Consider the following 16,983-nt stretch of genomic DNA (forward strand, 5'->3'; position numbering starts at 1 on the left):
AAAAATGGTACGTGGCAAAAAAGACTTGCGAATCGATGCAAACGCGGGATCAGCGGCCCATCCGGCGGTCGTAGCTGCGCGAGACGCGGTCGAGTAGTCCGGGATCGCGCGCATCGCTGGCGTTGAACTGCACCCGCACGCTGCCGTCGGGCTGTTGCCGCACGCTGGCGCTCACACTGGTGCCATCGCGCAGGCCCGCGACCGTCCCGCTTGCCTGGTCCTGCACGTTGATCGCCACACCCTGTTCACGCAAGGCGTCCGCCKCCGCGAAGAACGAGCGGTCGTAGTTCGCGGGCGCGGTGGTGGCCGGATAGCCATAGTAGGTACAACCCGAGACGGACAGGATGGCGCCGATCGTCAGGGTCGCGAGCAGGTTCTTCATGGTGCGCTCACGCGAGAATCATGATCATCACCATGCCCCATATCGTCAGGAACGTATTGCCTACGGCGTAGGTGACGGTGTAGCCAAGACCCGGAACCTGGCTCTGTGCCGCTTCGCAGATCATGCCCAGTGCAGCCGTGGTGGTCCGCGCGCCAGCGCACGCGCCGAGCAGGATGGCGGGATGAAAGCGGAACACGAACTTGGCGAGCAGCATGCCAATGATCAGCGGCACCGCCGTTGCAAAGATGCCCCAAAGGAAAAGACTGATCCCAAGCTTTTGCAGGCCGGCGACAAAGCCGGGGCYGGCGGAGATTCCCACCACGGCGATGAAGACATTGAGCCCGACGGAGTTCATGAACCAGACGGTCGGCTCCGGGATGCGGCCAAAGGTCGGATGTATGGCTCTGTACCACCCGAAGATAATGCCGGCGATCAGCGCGCCACCCGCCGTGGATAGGGTGATCGGAACCCCCGCTATCTTCAGGACGACCGCGCCGATCAGCGCGCCAACCGTGATCGCGAGTGACATGAATGCCACGTCCGTGACCGACGTGGGCCGATCGATATAGCCAAGTTGCTTCGCGGTCGCGTTGATATCCTGTGTGCGACCGACMACCGTGATCACGTCGCCCCGATAGAGCTTCGTCTTGGGCAGCACCGGGATCACGGTTTCGGTCGGCCCGCGCTTGATCTTCTTGAGGAACACGCCGCGCGCGCCCGGCCAGCGGGCCAGGTCCTGCAAAGGACGACCATCGACTTCCTTGTTGGTGACGTAGATATCGACGCCCTCGGTGCGGACATCGAGCAGTTCCGCGTCTTCGACCTCCCGTCCGCTTGGGCCGAGGCGCTCGATMAGCTGATTGCGCTTTCCGCCGATCGCGACAACGTCGCCGGCCTCGAGCCTGGTACTGAGGTCCACCTCCATGATCTTGCCGCCGCGGCGAATGCGTTCGACAAAGGCTCGCACGCCCTCCTGGGTTCCCGCCTCGAGCTCGCCCACCGACCTGCCGATATAAGGGCTGTTTGGCGCCAGGGCATAGGCGCGCAATTCGAATTCATGCCATTCCGTGCCGGCTTCACCCGGCGCTCCGGCGCCCAGTTCTCTTTCGTAGTCCTTGCACGCGGCTACCAGATCAATGCCCAGAAGCTTCGGGCCGATCTGCGCCAGGATGATCGCCGAGCCGACAGTGCCGAAGATATAGGTAACGGCGTATGCGATCGGCATGCTGTCGAGTAGTTGTTTTGCCTCGTCGGGTGGCAAGCCAAGGCGATTGATCGCGTCGGTGGCGAGKCCCATCGATGCGGAGATCGTTTGCGATCCGGCAAAAAGCCCCGCGGCGGAGCCCAGGTCGTATCCGGCCATCAGCGCCGCGCCGACGGCGGAGGCCAGGCACAACAGACACATGACCAAGGCGAAGATGGCTTGTGGCACCCCATCCTTGGCGATGCCGCGTACGAACTGCGGACCTACGCCATAGCCGACGGCGAACAGAAACATCAGGAAGAAGACGGACTTCACGTTGGGGGAAATCTTCACGCCGAGGATGCCAATGACAATCGACACAAGCAGCGTCGAGGTGACGGCGCCCAGGCTGAAGCCCTTGAAGCTTTTCCCGCCAATCCAGTATCCGATCCCCAGCGCAAGGAAAATGGCGATTTCCGGATAGGCTCTGAGCGTTGTCACGAACCAGGACATGGCGTTTCTCCCGCTTTTTTTTCGATAGGTTAAGTCACACGTTTCCGCTTCAGTCCATCCAGTGCTTCCTGCGGATCACGGATAGGATGCAAGCGCGCGTCGGGTCAGCGTGCCTTGTTCAGGGCGTCCAGGGCTTCCGGCTTAAGCAGCTCGAGGCCGCGCGCCGCGTTGAATCCGTGGATCTCCTTCACATCCAGCTTGCGCATGAAGGCAATGGTTTCCGGCGTAATCACCTGCCCGGGGACCATGATGGGGAAGCCGGGAGGGTAGGGGATCACGAACTTGGCGGACACCAGCTCGGGGCCATTCTTCAGTCGCTCGTCGATGCGGGGGTCGTTCAGGCGGATGCACTCGCAAGCCTGCGGGTCATAGGCCAGGTAGTAGGCGGCACGCATGTCACCTTCCGACGTTGCGCTCTCGCTGTTCTCGCGCAGCGCGTTGTGGAAGCGGCTGAAGTTCGGCAGTTCCGGCACGTCCTCCACCAATCCCTTCACGCGAGCCTGGAAACTGGCGCGCGCGGCTTCGTCGCCCTCGTCCAGTTCGCGATCCAGCGCGCGGGAAATATCGGCAAGCGCCTTGATCAGGTGCGCCATGTCGCTGCGGGTATTGTTGATATTGATCTGCACCAGCACGCTGTTGCGCGAGGTCTTGTTGATCTGGATGTCGTAKCTTTCGGCCAGGAGCCCCTTGAAACKGGTGCCGTCGTACCCCGCGTTGCCGCAAAGCAGCGTGATACGGGTCGGATCGAGGAAGAACTCGTCGGTGCGCAAGGCTTGTGTGGCATCCGCGATGGTGCTGCCTGGCATGCCGTAATCGGCAAATCCGGTGACGCGAYACTCCGCCGGAATCATTTCCGCCGGCGTGGCGGCGTGGAAGTACTTCGAGATCAACGGATGATTGTTGATCTCCTTGCGGATCTCGATGGCCAGTTGTATGGCGCGCTGCACCAGCTCGTAGCCTTCTAGTTCCATCTGCCGTCTGGCCAGGTCGATGGACGCAATGATCTGCAGGTTCGGGCAGGTCGAGGTGTGCGTGAAGAACGCTTCCTTGAACTGCGGCTCGACTGTGTGGAATTGCTGGTCGGCCACGACAATGATCGAACCCTGGCGCAGGGCCGACATCGACTTGTGGATTGACTCCGTCTGGTAGACCCGTATCCTGACCTGGTCCGGGTCAGGCAGCAATGGGATGTCGAGCAGCCGCGGATCGGTGTCGCCGATGCCATCGATCGATTGTCTGAACGCCTCGTACTTGTCGCGATAGGCCGCGTCATGCATCAGTTCGCGCAACCTGGCGGCKCCGCCCATCGCGGTGCGCATGCGCAGCAATGGCGAGAAGCGCGCAAAGCCGAACCATGCCTCGTCCCACAGGAAGACCAGGTCGGGCTTGATGGCAAGGCATTCCAGCATGGTCCGTTCCACGTTGGCGATATGGCCGTCGAACGTGCAGTTGGTAAGCACCAGCATCTTGGCCCGGTGGAGCTTGCCTTCGGCCTTGAGCGCCAGCAGGGCCTGCTTGATGGGGCGGATCGCAAGGCTGCCGTACATCGAGTATTGCGTGAGCGGGTATGCATCGATGTAGAGCGGCTGCGCGCCAGCCAGCACAATGCCGTAGTGGTGCGACTTGTGGCAGTCGCGGTCGATCAGGACGATGTCGCCCGGGGTGAGCAGCGCCTGGTGAACGATCTTGTTGGCGGTCGAGGTGCCATTCGTGACAAAGAAGGAGCGGTCGCCGCCGAAGGCGCGCGCGGCCTTGTCCTGGGCCAGCTTGATATTGCCGGTCGGCTCCAGCAGGCTGTCCAGCCCGCCGGTGGTGGCGCATKATTCCGCGAGAAAGAGGTTGGCGCCATAGAATTCACCCATGTCGCGGATCCAGTTCGACTTGAAAATCGACTTTCCGCGCGCGATCGGCAAGGCGTGAAAGGTTCCAACCGGACGCGCCGCGTAGTCCTTCAGGTTGTCGAAGTACGGCGTTTCGTAGCGATCCTTGATGCCATCGAGAATGGCCAGATGGATTTCCATCGTTTCTTCCGCGCCGTAGAAGATCCGGCGCAGTGGCGCGGCCTCCTCGGAGCCGGCGAGGTGACCGACGTCGCGGTCGGTGGACAGGAACATGTCGAGCTCAGGGCGCAGKCCGCGGAGCAGGCGCGCAAGCGCCGTACCCGAGTCCTCCATGGCCGCTCCGGTCCCCGTCGGGGTATTGCGCACGATGATGTCTCGCAACACCGGCGACGTGTATTGCGAGGTAAAGCCAAAGCCATCGACGATCACCACCGACTGCAGGTTGCAATTGAAGATTGCCGCAAGCAGCGCATCTTCGAAACTGCCAACCACGACCGTTTCATAAATGAAATGATCGTCATTGCGCCGCAGCCTGCGAAATGTCTCCCGCAAGTCGGGCCAGGTCGAGCGCTCGCCGGCGGCCACCAGCAACACCTCGAAATACGGCTTGCGGCTCTGTCCGTGGCCGATCGATGGTGGCAGGATATCCGGGAGGTGCGACTCGCCTTCGTCCTCGGCGATCCAGGCCTCTCTGTCATCCCGGTAGCTATTGGAAAGCAGGGCGCCGCTGATACGTTGCACAAGGCGTTCGAGGCCGACCCAATCGCCTTTGTCGAGGCGCTCTTTCACCTGTGCGGTCAGGTTCGGTCCAGGGTATGCGTTCAGTTCCTCGATGGGACGTATTTCTTCCAGCACCGCACTGGCTTGCTGGCGCAATTCGTCGGTGTCTTGCGCCCGCCGGGCGGCCAGGGTCCGGGCGATGCGGTTCAGGATGCGCCAGCGGTCGATACGCGCTTCCCAGGCCGAGAAGAACTGATTGAGCTCGAACCCGGGTGCCATTGCTTCAGTCGCAGCCATGTCGTGTCTCCGTCGCGAAAATGGACTTCCTCGAAGCAGGTGGCGGCATCCGGCAACACGTCATGGCTGCCGGGACGGGGTGTGGCCGCCACGGCAAACGCTGCCAGGATGAACGCCCGGGAACGCCGGTCMTGCCGTGCCGCTACTTGGCGGCGGCCGGCTCCACGGACACCGCCAGGGCCTCCGTATAGACCGCCTGGACCCGGTCTCCCTTCTTGATATTCTTGAGCCGTTCCGGATCGTCAACCATCAGGTCGACGGTGCGTCCCTTTGGCCCCTTCAGGGTGACGGTCTTGGCCGCGGTGTTCACCGCAACCACATCGGCCGTGGCCGTCACTTCCCGGCCAATCGTGCCACCGGGCTTTGCGCCCGGCGCGGAGCGGTCAGAAATCTCGCGCTCGTGCAGGGAGAGCGGACCGCTGCCCTTCTTCAGGCTCAGGCTCAAGGCCTCGCGGTATTCGACGGACACGACATCGCCAACCTTCAGCTGGTCAAAGTTCCTGGCTTCCTCGCCTACCACCAGGTCCACGACCTTGCCGTCGCTCCTCTTTAGTGAAACCGTTCGCGTCGGCGCGTCGATCTTGGTGATCTTGGCGGTCGTCTTGGCCGTAGCCGTGGCACTCGTCTGCCCGGGGGCCTGCGTGACATCCATTTTCGTTTCGGGCTGTGCCCGGACCGATGCGGTAGCTGCCATCAGCATGGCCATGGCCAATAGTGTCTTTCCTTTCATGCTGTTCTCCCTTCCGTGTTTTTGCGAATCGCCCCACGATCCCGGCGGGCGGTGTGCTAATTGAAGCGCTCCTGCAGCACCGGCGCGCCGGCCTTGCTGCCTTTCCAGAAACCGGTCTTGTCGGATGCAGGAAACCCGTAGCTGGCCAGGAAGGCGCCTGTTTCCTTATCGTCGGCATCGGCGCCGATACTTGCAGGCATCGGGATGGATATCACGGGGTCACCTCTTTCCAGCCCGGGCCCGGGTCATAGGACCTTGTCGCCAGCGCCTTGTCCTGGCCGTTCGGGCCAAGGTCGMTTTCGAAGACCCGCCCGTCATGGCTGACCATGAAGCTCTTGATCCCTGTATCCCCGTAGCGAACCGGCCACGCGATMACCGCGAATCCGCCGAAGAGCTTGCCATTGACGACATAGTCATACTTGCCGCCCGGGGCATGGCTGCCCTGCGAGGTAAGCAGCTTGTAGTGATAGCCGTAGTAGCCGCCCTGGGCCTTGCTGCGCATGCCTGCCTCGAGGAACGCAGGTCCCAGCGGGCTTTGCGGTTCACCGGGCTTGGTTGGCCAATACAGGCCATCGCGCTTGCCGGGCGTGCTGACGAGCTTCATGGCATACACCGATATGCCCTGTGCCTGCTGGCTCATCTGCGCGTACTCGTTCTGCGCATCGCAAACGGCGAGCAAGGTCTGCATCACCGCCAGCTCGTTACGGCCGATGCGGCGCACACGCATTTCCTCGGCGCCGGCGCGGATATCGAAATGCCATCCCTTGGCGTTCTTCACCAGTGGTATGGGCAAGGTCCAGCCATCGTTGCCGGCCGTAATCCGGGCGCGGTCTTTMCCTTCCGGGCGAATGGCATGCGACTGGMTCCAGGCCTCAAGGAAGCGGTAGCGAATGTCTGCGCCGACCGGCGGGATCAGGTCGTGATAGTTGGCGCCAAACAGGGACTTCATCGCATCATCGTCGCTGGTGGCCACTGCGTCGCCAAGGGCGTTCATCGCAGCCTCGGGAGAGCTGAAATCCTTCTGCGCATGGGCCGGGGCCATACCCCAGGCAAGCAGCGCCAGCACCATGGCGATGGCACTGCCCCAGGCGCAAGACCGGGAGCGGGGAAGTCGTTGTGTCKAGTCCATGATCGCTTCCCCCAGGTTAGCGCCTACCGCCGCCACGGCCACCACCTCCGAATCCGCCACCACCACGGCCACCACCACCACCACCACCACCACTGAATCCACCGCCGCCACCGCCACCGCCACTGAATCCGCCACCGCCACCTCTGGCCGCGCCGCCTTGGTGTTGTCCGGCAGCCTGCGTGCTGGAGCGGCCCCGGTCGAAGTCACGCTGGGCCGAGGCGCCACCCCCGCCTACGCCCTGGAAGGCGTTATCGCGACCGCCGCCCGCGCCGCCTCCGATTCCGCCACCGCCCCCGGCACGATCCGACACGCCGGCACGATTGCCGGCACCACCGCGATCGCCGGCACCGCCACGGTCGCCGGCACCACCGCGGTCGCCGACACCGCCACGATCGCCGGCACCACCGCGGTCGCCGGCACCGCCACGGTCACCGGCACCACCGCGGTCGCCGACACCACCACGGTCACCGGCACCACCGCGGTCGCCACGCCCCTGGCGGTCGGCCACGGACGCCCGGTCAGACGCGCCCCGACCGCCATCCCGGCCACGATAATCGTCGCGCCTGTCGGCACCGGCCCCGCTCCTGCCGCCGAACTTCTCGCGCGAAGCGTTATCCCGGTATGCCACGCCTTTCCGATGCGCGGCGTCGTGCTGCCATTTTCCGCCGCCCTGCACCTTGGTGCGGTCGAAGTTGCGGTCGATATTGGCGGCCTTGTTGACGTTGATGTTCACGTCGCCGCCACCCCAGTTGCAGTTGCCGAAGATGGCCCCCGCCGCGGCCAGCCCCACGCCCCATGCAAAGCCGGTGGCCAGTGCGGCACCCGGATAGTAGGCAGGATAGGGTGGCCAGTAGTACGGCGGATAGGCGGGGGCGCTCCAGGCGCCGTAGACAACGGTCGGATTGTAGGAAGGCACGTAAATGACCTGCGGGTCCGCCGGCTCGATCCGCACGACCGTCTGGCTGGCGGGCTGTCCCTGCGCCGGCGCCGCCGCAGCCGGCGCCGCGGCCGGCTCCACGATCACCTTCTGCTGCTCGTTCGACTTGAGGTTGCCCGATTGCTGCGCCCGCGCCCGCAGACGCTGCACCGCCGCCAGCACGTCTTTCTCCTGGGCGAGGAAAGCGTCGCCCAGCTTTTGCGTCCAGTCGAGCTTGTCGTTCATCGGCTCGAGAGCCTGCGGAAAGGCAACCAGCGACTTCACGCTGACATCCCATGACTGGTTCTCTACCGCCTTGAGCGCGGCGTCGCCTTTTACTTTCGGGTTGGCCTTGACCCAGCGTGCGGCCTGCACGATCTCGAGCGGATACGTCGATGCCATCAGGACCTGGGACAGCACGGAATCGGGGTAGAGCGCGATGGGCGCGACCAGTGCCTCGAGTTCTTCCGGCTTGAAGGCGGCCGGCTGGTCCGATGCGGCTTGCGCATGAGCGTTGAAGGAAATCATCGTCAGAGCGGCGAACAGCCATGCGCCGGCATGACGGAACAAACACCTCAGCCAAAGGTTCATCCCCAATCCTCCCAGGGCCCGGTTTAGCCGGACACCCTATCGGACTTCGTGCCCCAGCTCCGCGCTCGCTCAGGGACACGGCAATGTCCGGCAAGCGCACCGGCGAACGTTCCCGCCCGGATCTGGAGAGCCGTATTCTTGGGTCCGGTGGCTATGTAGCCTGGGCTGCTCCGGAACCAGGGCGAGACAAGCTCCGGCTTCCCTCGAAGCCCGCGCCACAAGTCAGAGGGAAACCGGACGGACATTTGTGTTCTGTAGGTCCTTTGTGCCCACTCTAGGCGCAACCGTCACGCACGCCACCATGAAATTTTTCAGAAGTCGAAATAAGAAGAATCCATCCAGAATGATTGTGCTCGATCAAGCCCATGACGGCGTCTTGTCGCGGTAGCGCAGCAAGAGACAGGGCCCGCCCGCACAGCTTGTCGTCACCGGGCCGGCAAGCTGGCTTCGGCCTTGGCTGGGGCGGATTCAACGGGCAAGGCCGGAACCTGAAGACTCGCCGGGCCCCTCGACGGATATTCAGCGATGCATCAAGGCCCCCGGCAGCCGATAATGGGCCATGAACCACTGCGGGCGGAGCCGCGGTATCCGAGGTATTCGAGGGCACAGGGGGAGTCATGAAGACGAGGCTGGCGCTTTGTTTCGTGGTGATAGCCGTTCTCTTGTCAGCGGKGGCGGCCGCCGCCGACTTCGGTAGCAAGGCCGGTCCCGAGCCCGCCAATATCGATCAGATTGCCGACCTCCTTCGCGAGGATCCCTATGACCTGGAATTGCTGATCAGTTTCGGCACCTCCAAGGGCGGATCGGCCGGCCATTTCGCGCTGGCGATCCGGGACGACGCGCGTGGCGACGATCTGGTCTACTCAGCCAACTTCTATGCCGACCGTACGCGCAAGCACGAAAGTGGCTACTACACCACGGACCTGATGGTTGCCATCCCGAAGAAGGAATACCTGTTCAAGACTGTCTCCTCGGTCGGGGAGACGGCCTCGTTTGGCCTCGACTTCGGCGAGATCTACAAACGCTCGGTTATCGGCGTGCGCGTGCACGGCGTACCGGCCAGCGACAAGGAGGCCCTGGCGGCTTACTTCGGACGCATCAATGACGACTATCACCAGCGGGCCAGGGATACCGAGTATCACAGCGGCGAGGTCAAGTACGACTACTTGCGCCTCAACTGCGCCAAGACCATCGGCGCCGCATTCAAGTTTGGCGCTGGCTACAAGGACCTGGAAGTGACCAGCGCCAGGTTTCTGTCCGGACGGCGGGTGGTGGCGGCCGCCAGGGCCAACGTCCCTACCGAGATGGCGATGAAGCTGATCAAGGAGTGGGGCAAGCGCCAGTACGGCATGGAGGTGGTGCTGTACAAGAAGTACGGCGGCTCGACCTATGTGGATCCGCACGAGGAGGAGAAGGTGGCCTTCAAAGACCTGCCCAATCGCTTCCCCTCGGTCTTGTCCCTGGACTTCCGCAGGGAGGAGGGCGCCTACCAGGACTTCGACAACCTCTTCGCCATGTATCTCCTCTACAATCTGGTCAAATACAGCGTGCGGGTGAGCGAACAGACGATGCTGCTCGAGATCGAAAAGGAGAAGCGCCCGATGGCTTATCCCGAGGCAGTCGAGCTTGCCACCCAGAGCGCCAGGTCGGACAGCGAGAATTTCCGTCGCCATATCCGGTTCCAGCCGCGCGGTACAAAGATCGGGGAGACTCCGGACAACACGCATCTCTACAATTTCACTGACGATGGCGGCGGGAAAACGCCCACGGATTGAAGTCGGGCGGACTTGCTGGCGCACCACATGGAGCGCCCGTTTCGCGTCGTCGAGCGCCAGCTCGGTCATCCCGAGCTGCGCCACCGTGGATCGGTGAAGAACACACGGCGCCGGCATCCCGGCCCAAGGAACTGAAGCGGGGCAACCTAGCGATCGGCGGCAACCCTTCCTATACTCCACCAGCCGGCCACATCGTGGCTTTTTATTTCAGGCGGCATCCCGCCTTTGACACAGGCCTTCCAGCAGAATCGGCGCTTCCATGGCGGCGTGGTTTTGTAGATGTGTCTTATGCACCCCAATGTCGTGGCCCCGCAGGCTCGCCAGGACGTATTCCTGTCACAAGGCAGCCATTTCTTTGCGACGAGTCAATGTGTCGGCGGGTGGAGCGAAGAAGATAGAGACACAAGCAGCAAGTGGTTGGCGTTTTCGCTTTGCMGCACGTCCGATGGCGCGAGCCGCTCATGCGAGCCCTGCAGCGTCGCAGGAACAGGCGCTCTGCCGGCGGCGGGTTTTAGCTTGGACGAACGAGATGCACTGCGCCGGTTGCCCGGAGAGTACTGGGACCCGGATGCCCGAAGGACTCGCTGTCGAGGTCAATACCATGGATGCCGGAAAGCAACTTGAGCATGCCCATGAGATCGGAATCAAGACCGGTCTGGTGCTCCAGAAACGCATCAAGAACGCGCAAGCGGCCTTGGGTCGTCGGGTAAGGTCCGCCTATGGCGATGGCGATGGCGATGGCAGTGGGGATGGCGCGGTGGCCGCCGCCAGGCTGATGGCCGGCGCCGATCCCTTGAGTTGTTACGCATACGGGGGGGATGCGGCGCAGCGCKCCATTCTCTTCTGGGACACGCTGCGCCAGCGCGGCAATCAGTTTGTCGAGAACGCGGTGCAGGGCCTGAAGCCGGTGCTGCACTTCGACTACGAATTCGTCCTCGACGGCCGCCAGTTCGCGCGGCCGGTGAACTATGCGCTGCTGCGCATCACGCCTCCCGAGGGCGTGCAGGTCGGCGAGGACCGCCGCCCCTACCTGATCATCGACCCCCGCGCCGGTCATGGTCCCGGCATCGGGGGCTTCAAGGACGATTCGCAGGTGGGCGTCGCATTGCGTGCGGGTCATCCGGTCTACTTCGTTATTTTCTTCCGCGATCCCGAACCGGGCCAGACCTTGCTCGACGTCTGCGAAGCGGAGCAGGTGTTCGTGAGGAAGGTCCGTGCGTTGCATCCGGACAGCCCCAAGCCGGCCATCATCGGCAATTGCCAGGGTGGCTGGGCGGCCATGATGCTGGCCGCGTCCGACCCGGACGACACCGGCCCCATCGTGATCAACGGTGCGCCGATGTCGTACTGGAGCGGAGCCTKGAGCGAGGACGAGGGAGATAACCCGATGCGCTATGCAGGGGGGCTGCTGGGCGGGACCTGGCTGTCCTCTTTCACCGCGGATCTCGGCAACGGCAAGTTCGATGGCGCCCATCTGGTGCAGAACTTCGAGAACCTGAATCCCGCCAACAGCCTGTGGGACAAATACTTCAACCTCTACAACAAGGCTGACACGGAACCGCCGCGCTTCCTGGAGTTCGAGCGCTGGTGGGGTGGCTACTACCTGATGAACCGCGAGGAGATCGAGTGGATCACCCGCAATCTGTTTGTCGGTAACAAGCTGTGGTCCGGCGATGTGAAGGGCGCGGGCGGCAAGGGTTTCGACCTGCGTGCCATCAAATCCCCCATCGTGCTGTTCGCCTCGATGGGGGACAACATCACCCCGCCGCAGCAGGCATTCAACTGGGTCGTGGATTTGTATGAGAGCACCGAGCAGATCAAGGCGCTAGGCCAGGTCATCGTCGGCATGGTTCACCAGAATATCGGTCACCTGGGCATCTTCGTTTCCGGGAAGGTTGCGCAAAAGGAGCACGCGCAGATCGTTTCGGTACTCAAGAGCATCGAGTTGCTGCCGCCCGGGCTGTATGGCATGGTCATTACCGAGCGCGCGCAAAAAGGAGAAAACGGCGAGGTCGAATATGACGTCGAGTTCCGCGAGCATCGCCTCGAAGACGTCGCTGCGCGTCTCAATCGCTTCCAGCGTGCCGACGAGAAGCCGTTCGAGGCGGTGGCTGCGCTGTCCGATTTCAACCAGCGCGCCTATGAACTGTTCGCGCAACCGTTCGTGCAGGCAATGTCCAGCGATATGTCCGCACGGCTATTGCGGGAGTTTCACCCGCTGCGCGTGCAGAACTGGGCGCTGTCGGATATGAATCCCTGGCTTGCCTRGCTGGGCCCCGCCGCCGACGCCGTCAGGGCAAACCGGCAGGCCATGGAGCCMGACCATCCGCTGCGCCAGCGCGAGCAGGCCGGGGCCGAGGTCGTCAGTGCGGCGCTCGATGGCTACAGGGCCATGCGCGACGCCATGACGGAGGCGTCCTTCTTCGGCATCTACGCCAATATGTTCTCGCTGTATTTTGGCGACAAGGGGTCTGCCCGGACCGCGCCGGCCGCGRCTGTCGATCCGGCGGYATTGCCGGAGGTCACGGCGGCCCTGGCCGCGGTGGCCAGCGGCGGCTATGTGGAGGCGCTCAGCCGGGTGGGTTTGCTGCTGATGCGCCACGGGGAGCCGCTGCCGCTCTCGCGCCTGGAGATGCGCAAGGAGATGGTCGCCGACTATGCGGAATACCTGCCCGAACTGGCGCCCCACGAATGGCGCAAGATTCGCGGCCAGCAGGAGATCACCGTGCGGTATGCACCGGAGCAGGCCCTGGAKACGCTGCCGGTCCTGCTCCAGGATCCCGCCGACCGCGAACGGCTGCTGGCGCTGCTCGACAAGCTGTCGGCAGACGCGCGCGTGCTTGGCAGCAAGCCCACGGCCGAGCAGGTGGCGATGCTCGCGCGCATCCGGACAACCCTGGCAGGCAAGCCAGAGCGCGCGCGCCGCGCGGCCACCCTTGCGCGTGCCTGAGGGCGCCGGGATACAGCTTGCCACGGCCGTTGACAGCAGGAGGATTGCGGGTGGACACCAAGCACGAGAAGTACCAGCGGCTGATCGATTTTTGCAGGTCCATCCCGCCAACGCCRACGGCGGTGGTGCATCCGTGTGACCGGAGCTCGCTGGAGGCCGCGGTAGAAGCCGCGGAGCTGGGGCTGATCGCCCCCGCACTGGTAGGCCCCCGCGCGCGCATCGAGGAAACGGCCAGGGCCAGCGGTATCGACATCAGCCTGTACCCGATCGTCGATGCGCCCTTCAGCCAGGCGGCCGCCGCCGCTGCCGTGCAACTGGTGCGCGAAGGCAAGGCCGAGGCCTTGATGAAGGGCAGCCTGCACACCGATGAACTGATGGCGGCCGTGGTCAGGGGCGACACCGGCTTGCGCACTGCCCGGCGTGTCAGTCACTGCTTTGTGATGGACGTGCCGKGGCACGAGGAAGCCCTGATCATCACCGACGCGGCTGTCAACATTGCGCCCACGCTCGCCGAGAAGGCCGACATCCTCCAGAACGCCATCGATCTGGCCCATGCGCTGCAATTCAAGGAAGTAAGGGTGGCGATCCTGTCGGCGATGGAGACCGTCAATCCGAAGGTCCCGTCCACCATCGAGGCTGCCGCGCTGTGCAAGATGGTAGACCGCCACCAGATCACCGGCGCGATCGTCGACGGCCCGCTGGCGCTCGACAACGCCATCGACATGGAGGCCGCGCGCATCAAGCAGATCGATTCGCCGGTMGCGGGTCGCGCCAATGTGTTGCTGGTGCCCGACCTGGAGGCCGGCAACATGCTTGCCAAGAGCCTGTCCTTTCTCGCTGGCGCCGATGCGGCCGGCGTCGTGCTCGGCGCGCGGGTGCCCATCATTCTCACCAGCAGGGCAGACTCCGTGTCGACCCGGCTGGCATCCTGCGCGGTTGCCGCGCTGGTGGCAAAGGCGCGCCGCGAGGCGGGAAAGACAATGGGGTGACGCTGTGGCCGACTTGATACTGGTACTCAACGCAGGCTCGTCGAGCATCAAGTTCAGTGCGTTCGGTGCGCACGGCGACGAGCCGGAACTGGTGCTGCGCGGCAGTCTCGACGGGATCTACACCTCGCCCGCCTTTCGCGCCACCAATGCGTCCGGCGCGGAGGTGGAGAGCAAGCACTGGGGCGACGGGAATGAACTGGGGCATGGCGGGGCCATCGCATTCCTCGCGGATTTCCTGCGCGGGCACGGCGAAGGCCATCATCTGGTCGCGGTGGGGCACCGCGTGGTGCACGGCGGGATGCAGTTCACGCAGGCAACCAGGGCCACTCCCGAGGTGGTCTCGGCGCTCGAGGCCCTGAGCCCGCTGGCGCCTTTGCACCAGCCGCACAACCTCAAGCCGATCCGCATTCTCGCGCAGCGGCGACCGGAACTGCTGCAAGTGGTTTGTTTCGACACCGCGTTTCACCGGGCGCAGCCGGAAGTGGCGCAGGCATTCGCGCTCCCTGCCTCGGTCACGCGGCACGGCGTGCGGCGCTACGGCTTTCACGGGCTGTCTTACGAATACATCGCCAGCGTCCTGCCGGCGGTCGACGCTGGCGCCGCGGCGGGCCGGACGGTGGTGGCCCATCTGGGCAACGGCAGCAGCATGTGCGCGCTGGTGGCTGGCCGGAGTGTCGCCAGCACGATGGGATTCACCGCGGTGGACGGGCTGCCCATGGGCACGCGCTGCGGCAATCTGGATCCCGGTGTCATCCTTTACCTGATGGATGAGCTCGGCATGGATGCGCGTGCCATCGAAGACCTGATCTACCGCCAGTCCGGGCTGCTCGGCGTTTCGGGCGTCTCCAGCGACATGCGCGCGCTGCTCGCCAGCGATGCGCCGCTCGCCCGCTTCGCCATCGAGCTCTATACGTACCGGATCGGGCGGGAGCTGGGCTCGCTTGCCGCCGCGGCGCAAGGCCTGGACGCGCTGGTGTTTACCGCGGGCGTCGGCGAGCATGCGGCGCTGATTCGCGAGCAGGTCTGCCGGCAGGCGGCCTGGCTTGGCGTTGCCCTGGATAACGCGGCGAACGCCGCGGGCGGGCCGAGGATCAGCACGGCCTCCGGCAAGGTGTCCGTGTGGGTCATCCCGACCAACGAGGAACTGATGATCGCAAGGCATACCAGGTCGCTGATCGACGTGATGCCGCACTGAATGCCGTTCCGCCCTCCGCCACCGGGCGCGAAACGATGGCCAGGTTTACCTGCCGAGCGAATCTCACCCGATTGAGGGAATCCGGGTCGCGCGCGACGGCTTGAGCTGATCCGTGCGCGCGCCGATGCGCGGATCCTCTGTTCCGACAAGAAGGAGCCGGCCATGGATGCAGTCAGGACGCTGTTCGAGACCCAGCCGCTGTTCACTTTGTTCCTCACCGTGGCCCTGGGTTACGTTGTCGGCGAGATCAATGTAAAGGGGGTCTCGCTTGGATCGGGGGCCGTGCTGTTCGTCGGATTGGCGATTGGGGGATTTGCGCCGAAAGCGGCGCCACCCGCACTCATCGGGACTCTCGGCCTGCTGCTGTTCCTCTATGGCATTGGTATCCAGTACGGCGGCCAGTTTTTCGCGGGCCTKAGCAGTGCTCGAGGACTGAAGGCCAATGCCGCCGCCGCCCTGGGCGTGGTCGGCGCCGGATTCGTGTCGCTGGCGCTGGTGCCCTTGTTCGGTGTCAAGCTGGATGAATCGCTGGGGATGTTCGCGGGTTCAGGCACCAGCACGGCGACCTTGCAGGCGATCATTGCGGTCATGAAGAAYGACGGCGCCGCGGTTGGCTACAGCGTGGCCTATCCCTTCGGCGTGGCCGGTCCGATCCTGGCCCTTTATGTCCTTGGCGCGGTGCTCAAGGTAAAGATCGAGCCGCCGCCGGAAAAGGTCATCGAAACGGCGGAGATTTCCCTKATGAACCGAGAGTTCATCGGCCTGAAGCTCGCCGAACTGAAGGCGCGCCTGCCCGCCGGGATGGCAATTGCCGCGGTGCGCCGCGAACACCATAACCAGTTGCCCAGCGAGGACCTGGTCCTGCGGGCCGACGATGTCCTGCTGGCGACCGCCACCGACCCGGCGGTGCTCCAGCACGCAGCCGCGCTCCTGGGCGAGTTGCAGCCGGGGCGGATGAGCAGCCACCGGGAGGATCTCGACTATGCCCGCGTGTTTGCATCGAGCCGCGCGGTGGTCGGGCTGGCGCTGCGCGACATCCGCTTTCCCGAGGGGGTTGTCTGCTCGATCGTGCAGTTGCGCAGGGGCGATGCCGACATGCTGCCTGGCCCCGGCCTCGTCCTCGAGGTCGGCGACCGCGTCGGCCTGCTGGTGAATCGTGCCCACGTAAAAGCGATGCGCAAGTTCTTCGGTGACTCCATCAAGGGCACCGCCGAGCTGAGTTTCATCTCGATCGGCATCGGTGCGGCGGTGGGGCTGCTCGCTGGCATGATCCCGCTGCCGATTCCGGGCGCCGGCAAGCTGAGCCTCGGGCTGGCCKCGCTGCTGCTGGTCGCGCTTTATCTTGGCAAGATCCGCCGGTCCGGGCCGTTCGTGTGGACCATGCCCTTGTCGGCCAATCTGGTTCTGCGCAATTTCGGCCTGACCATCTTTCTGGCGCAGGTGGGCATCGCCTCGGGGCCGAAGTTCTTTGCCACCATCAGCGTGACGGGGATCTCCTTCCTGCTTTACAGCATTGCCATCGTGCTGGCGCTGGTGCTGATCACGGCGTTGATCTGCCTGTGGGTTTTCAAGTTGCCGTTCGACATCACCGTGGGCGTCATTTCCGGCGCGACCGGGAATCCGGCGATCCTGGCCTTTGCCAATCGTGTGGCCCCCACGGACCAGCCCGACCTCGGCTGTGCCATGATTTTTCCTTCGATGACGATTGCAAAGATCCTGTTCGTGCAGATCGTCGGGGCATTGGCCGGGGGCTAGCCTCGCCAGGTCGTCAC

Annotated in this window: 12 protein-coding genes; 5 read left to right on the forward strand and 7 right to left on the reverse strand. The window is 64.1% G+C overall.

The window, feature by feature from the left end; genetic code table 11:
• Nucleotides 1-49 precede the first annotated feature (49 nt).
• The 7 genes from AC1DKV_RS25055 to AC1DKV_RS25085 all read right to left on the reverse strand — a co-directional run bounded on the left by AC1DKV_RS25055 (nt 50) and on the right by AC1DKV_RS25085 (nt 8,302).
• Nucleotides 50-382 (reverse strand): hypothetical protein, encoded by a 333-nt coding sequence (locus AC1DKV_RS25055; RefSeq protein ID WP_477138230.1) that lies wholly within the window; start codon nt 380-382, stop codon nt 50-52.
• 7 nt (nt 383-389) lie between these two features.
• Nucleotides 390-2,078: an aspartate-alanine antiporter gene (aspT, locus tag AC1DKV_RS25060; RefSeq protein ID WP_477138231.1), complete on the reverse strand. Its 1,689-nt coding sequence runs from the start codon at nt 2,076-2,078 to the stop codon at nt 390-392.
• A gap of 104 nt (nt 2,079-2,182) precedes the next feature.
• The gene (locus AC1DKV_RS25065) at nt 2,183-4,936 is read right to left on the reverse strand and encodes a decarboxylase (protein WP_477138232.1); all 2,754 of its coding nucleotides are present in this window, start codon (nt 4,934-4,936) and stop codon (nt 2,183-2,185) included.
• Between the two features lie 142 nt (nt 4,937-5,078).
• Nucleotides 5,079-5,666 (reverse strand): hypothetical protein, encoded by a 588-nt coding sequence (locus AC1DKV_RS25070; RefSeq protein ID WP_441614401.1) that lies wholly within the window; start codon nt 5,664-5,666, stop codon nt 5,079-5,081.
• A 56-nt stretch (nt 5,667-5,722) separates the two neighbouring features.
• Nucleotides 5,723-5,881: a hypothetical protein gene (locus tag AC1DKV_RS25075; protein WP_441643529.1), complete on the reverse strand. Its 159-nt coding sequence runs from the start codon at nt 5,879-5,881 to the stop codon at nt 5,723-5,725.
• Nucleotides 5,878-6,795, reverse strand: coding sequence for a DUF2950 domain-containing protein (locus tag AC1DKV_RS25080; protein ID WP_477138242.1), 918 nt, complete (start codon nt 6,793-6,795; stop codon nt 5,878-5,880). Before AC1DKV_RS25080 ends, AC1DKV_RS25075 begins: the two co-directional genes overlap by 4 nt.
• 16 nt (nt 6,796-6,811) lie before the next feature.
• A complete protein-coding gene (locus tag AC1DKV_RS25085) occupies nt 6,812-8,302 on the reverse strand; it encodes a DUF3300 domain-containing protein (RefSeq protein WP_477138233.1) in 1,491 nt (496 codons plus the stop codon).
• Nucleotides 8,303-8,919: 617 nt separating this feature from the next.
• Here AC1DKV_RS25085 and AC1DKV_RS25090 point away from each other — a divergent pair.
• From AC1DKV_RS25090 to AC1DKV_RS25110, 5 genes are all read left to right on the forward strand, one after another.
• Complete coding sequence (locus tag AC1DKV_RS25090) at nt 8,920-10,077, forward strand: hypothetical protein (protein WP_477138234.1); 1,158 nt, start codon at nt 8,920-8,922, stop codon at nt 10,075-10,077.
• A gap of 601 nt (nt 10,078-10,678) precedes the next feature.
• The gene (locus AC1DKV_RS25095) at nt 10,679-13,027 is read left to right on the forward strand and encodes a DUF3141 domain-containing protein (RefSeq protein ID WP_477138243.1); all 2,349 of its coding nucleotides are present in this window, start codon (nt 10,679-10,681) and stop codon (nt 13,025-13,027) included.
• Between the two features lie 50 nt (nt 13,028-13,077).
• Nucleotides 13,078-14,016 carry a phosphate acetyltransferase gene (locus tag AC1DKV_RS25100; protein ID WP_477138235.1) on the forward strand — a complete coding sequence of 313 codons (939 nt, stop codon included), beginning with the start codon at nt 13,078-13,080 and terminating at the stop codon, nt 14,014-14,016.
• 4 nt (nt 14,017-14,020) lie between these two features.
• Nucleotides 14,021-15,211, forward strand: a complete 1,191-nt coding sequence (locus AC1DKV_RS25105) for an acetate/propionate family kinase (RefSeq protein ID WP_441614391.1) — start codon at nt 14,021-14,023, stop codon at nt 15,209-15,211.
• A 162-nt stretch (nt 15,212-15,373) separates the two neighbouring features.
• Entirely contained in the window at nt 15,374-16,966 is a 1,593-nt protein-coding gene (locus AC1DKV_RS25110; protein ID WP_477138236.1) for an aspartate:alanine exchanger family transporter, read from the forward strand.
• Nucleotides 16,967-16,983: the final 17 nt, after the last annotated feature.

Source organism: Cupriavidus sp. 05T41, assembly GCF_056396525.1.

Bases quoted from the DNA above. Each gene is read 5' to 3' on its own strand.
- AC1DKV_RS25070 (WP_441614401.1), bottom strand. From the start codon at position 5,666: ATGAAAGGAAAGACACTATTGGCCATGGCCATGCTGATGGCAGCTACC.
- AC1DKV_RS25085 (WP_477138233.1), bottom strand. From the start codon at position 8,302: ATGAACCTTTGGCTGAGGTGTTTGTTCCGTCATGCCGGCGCATGGCTG.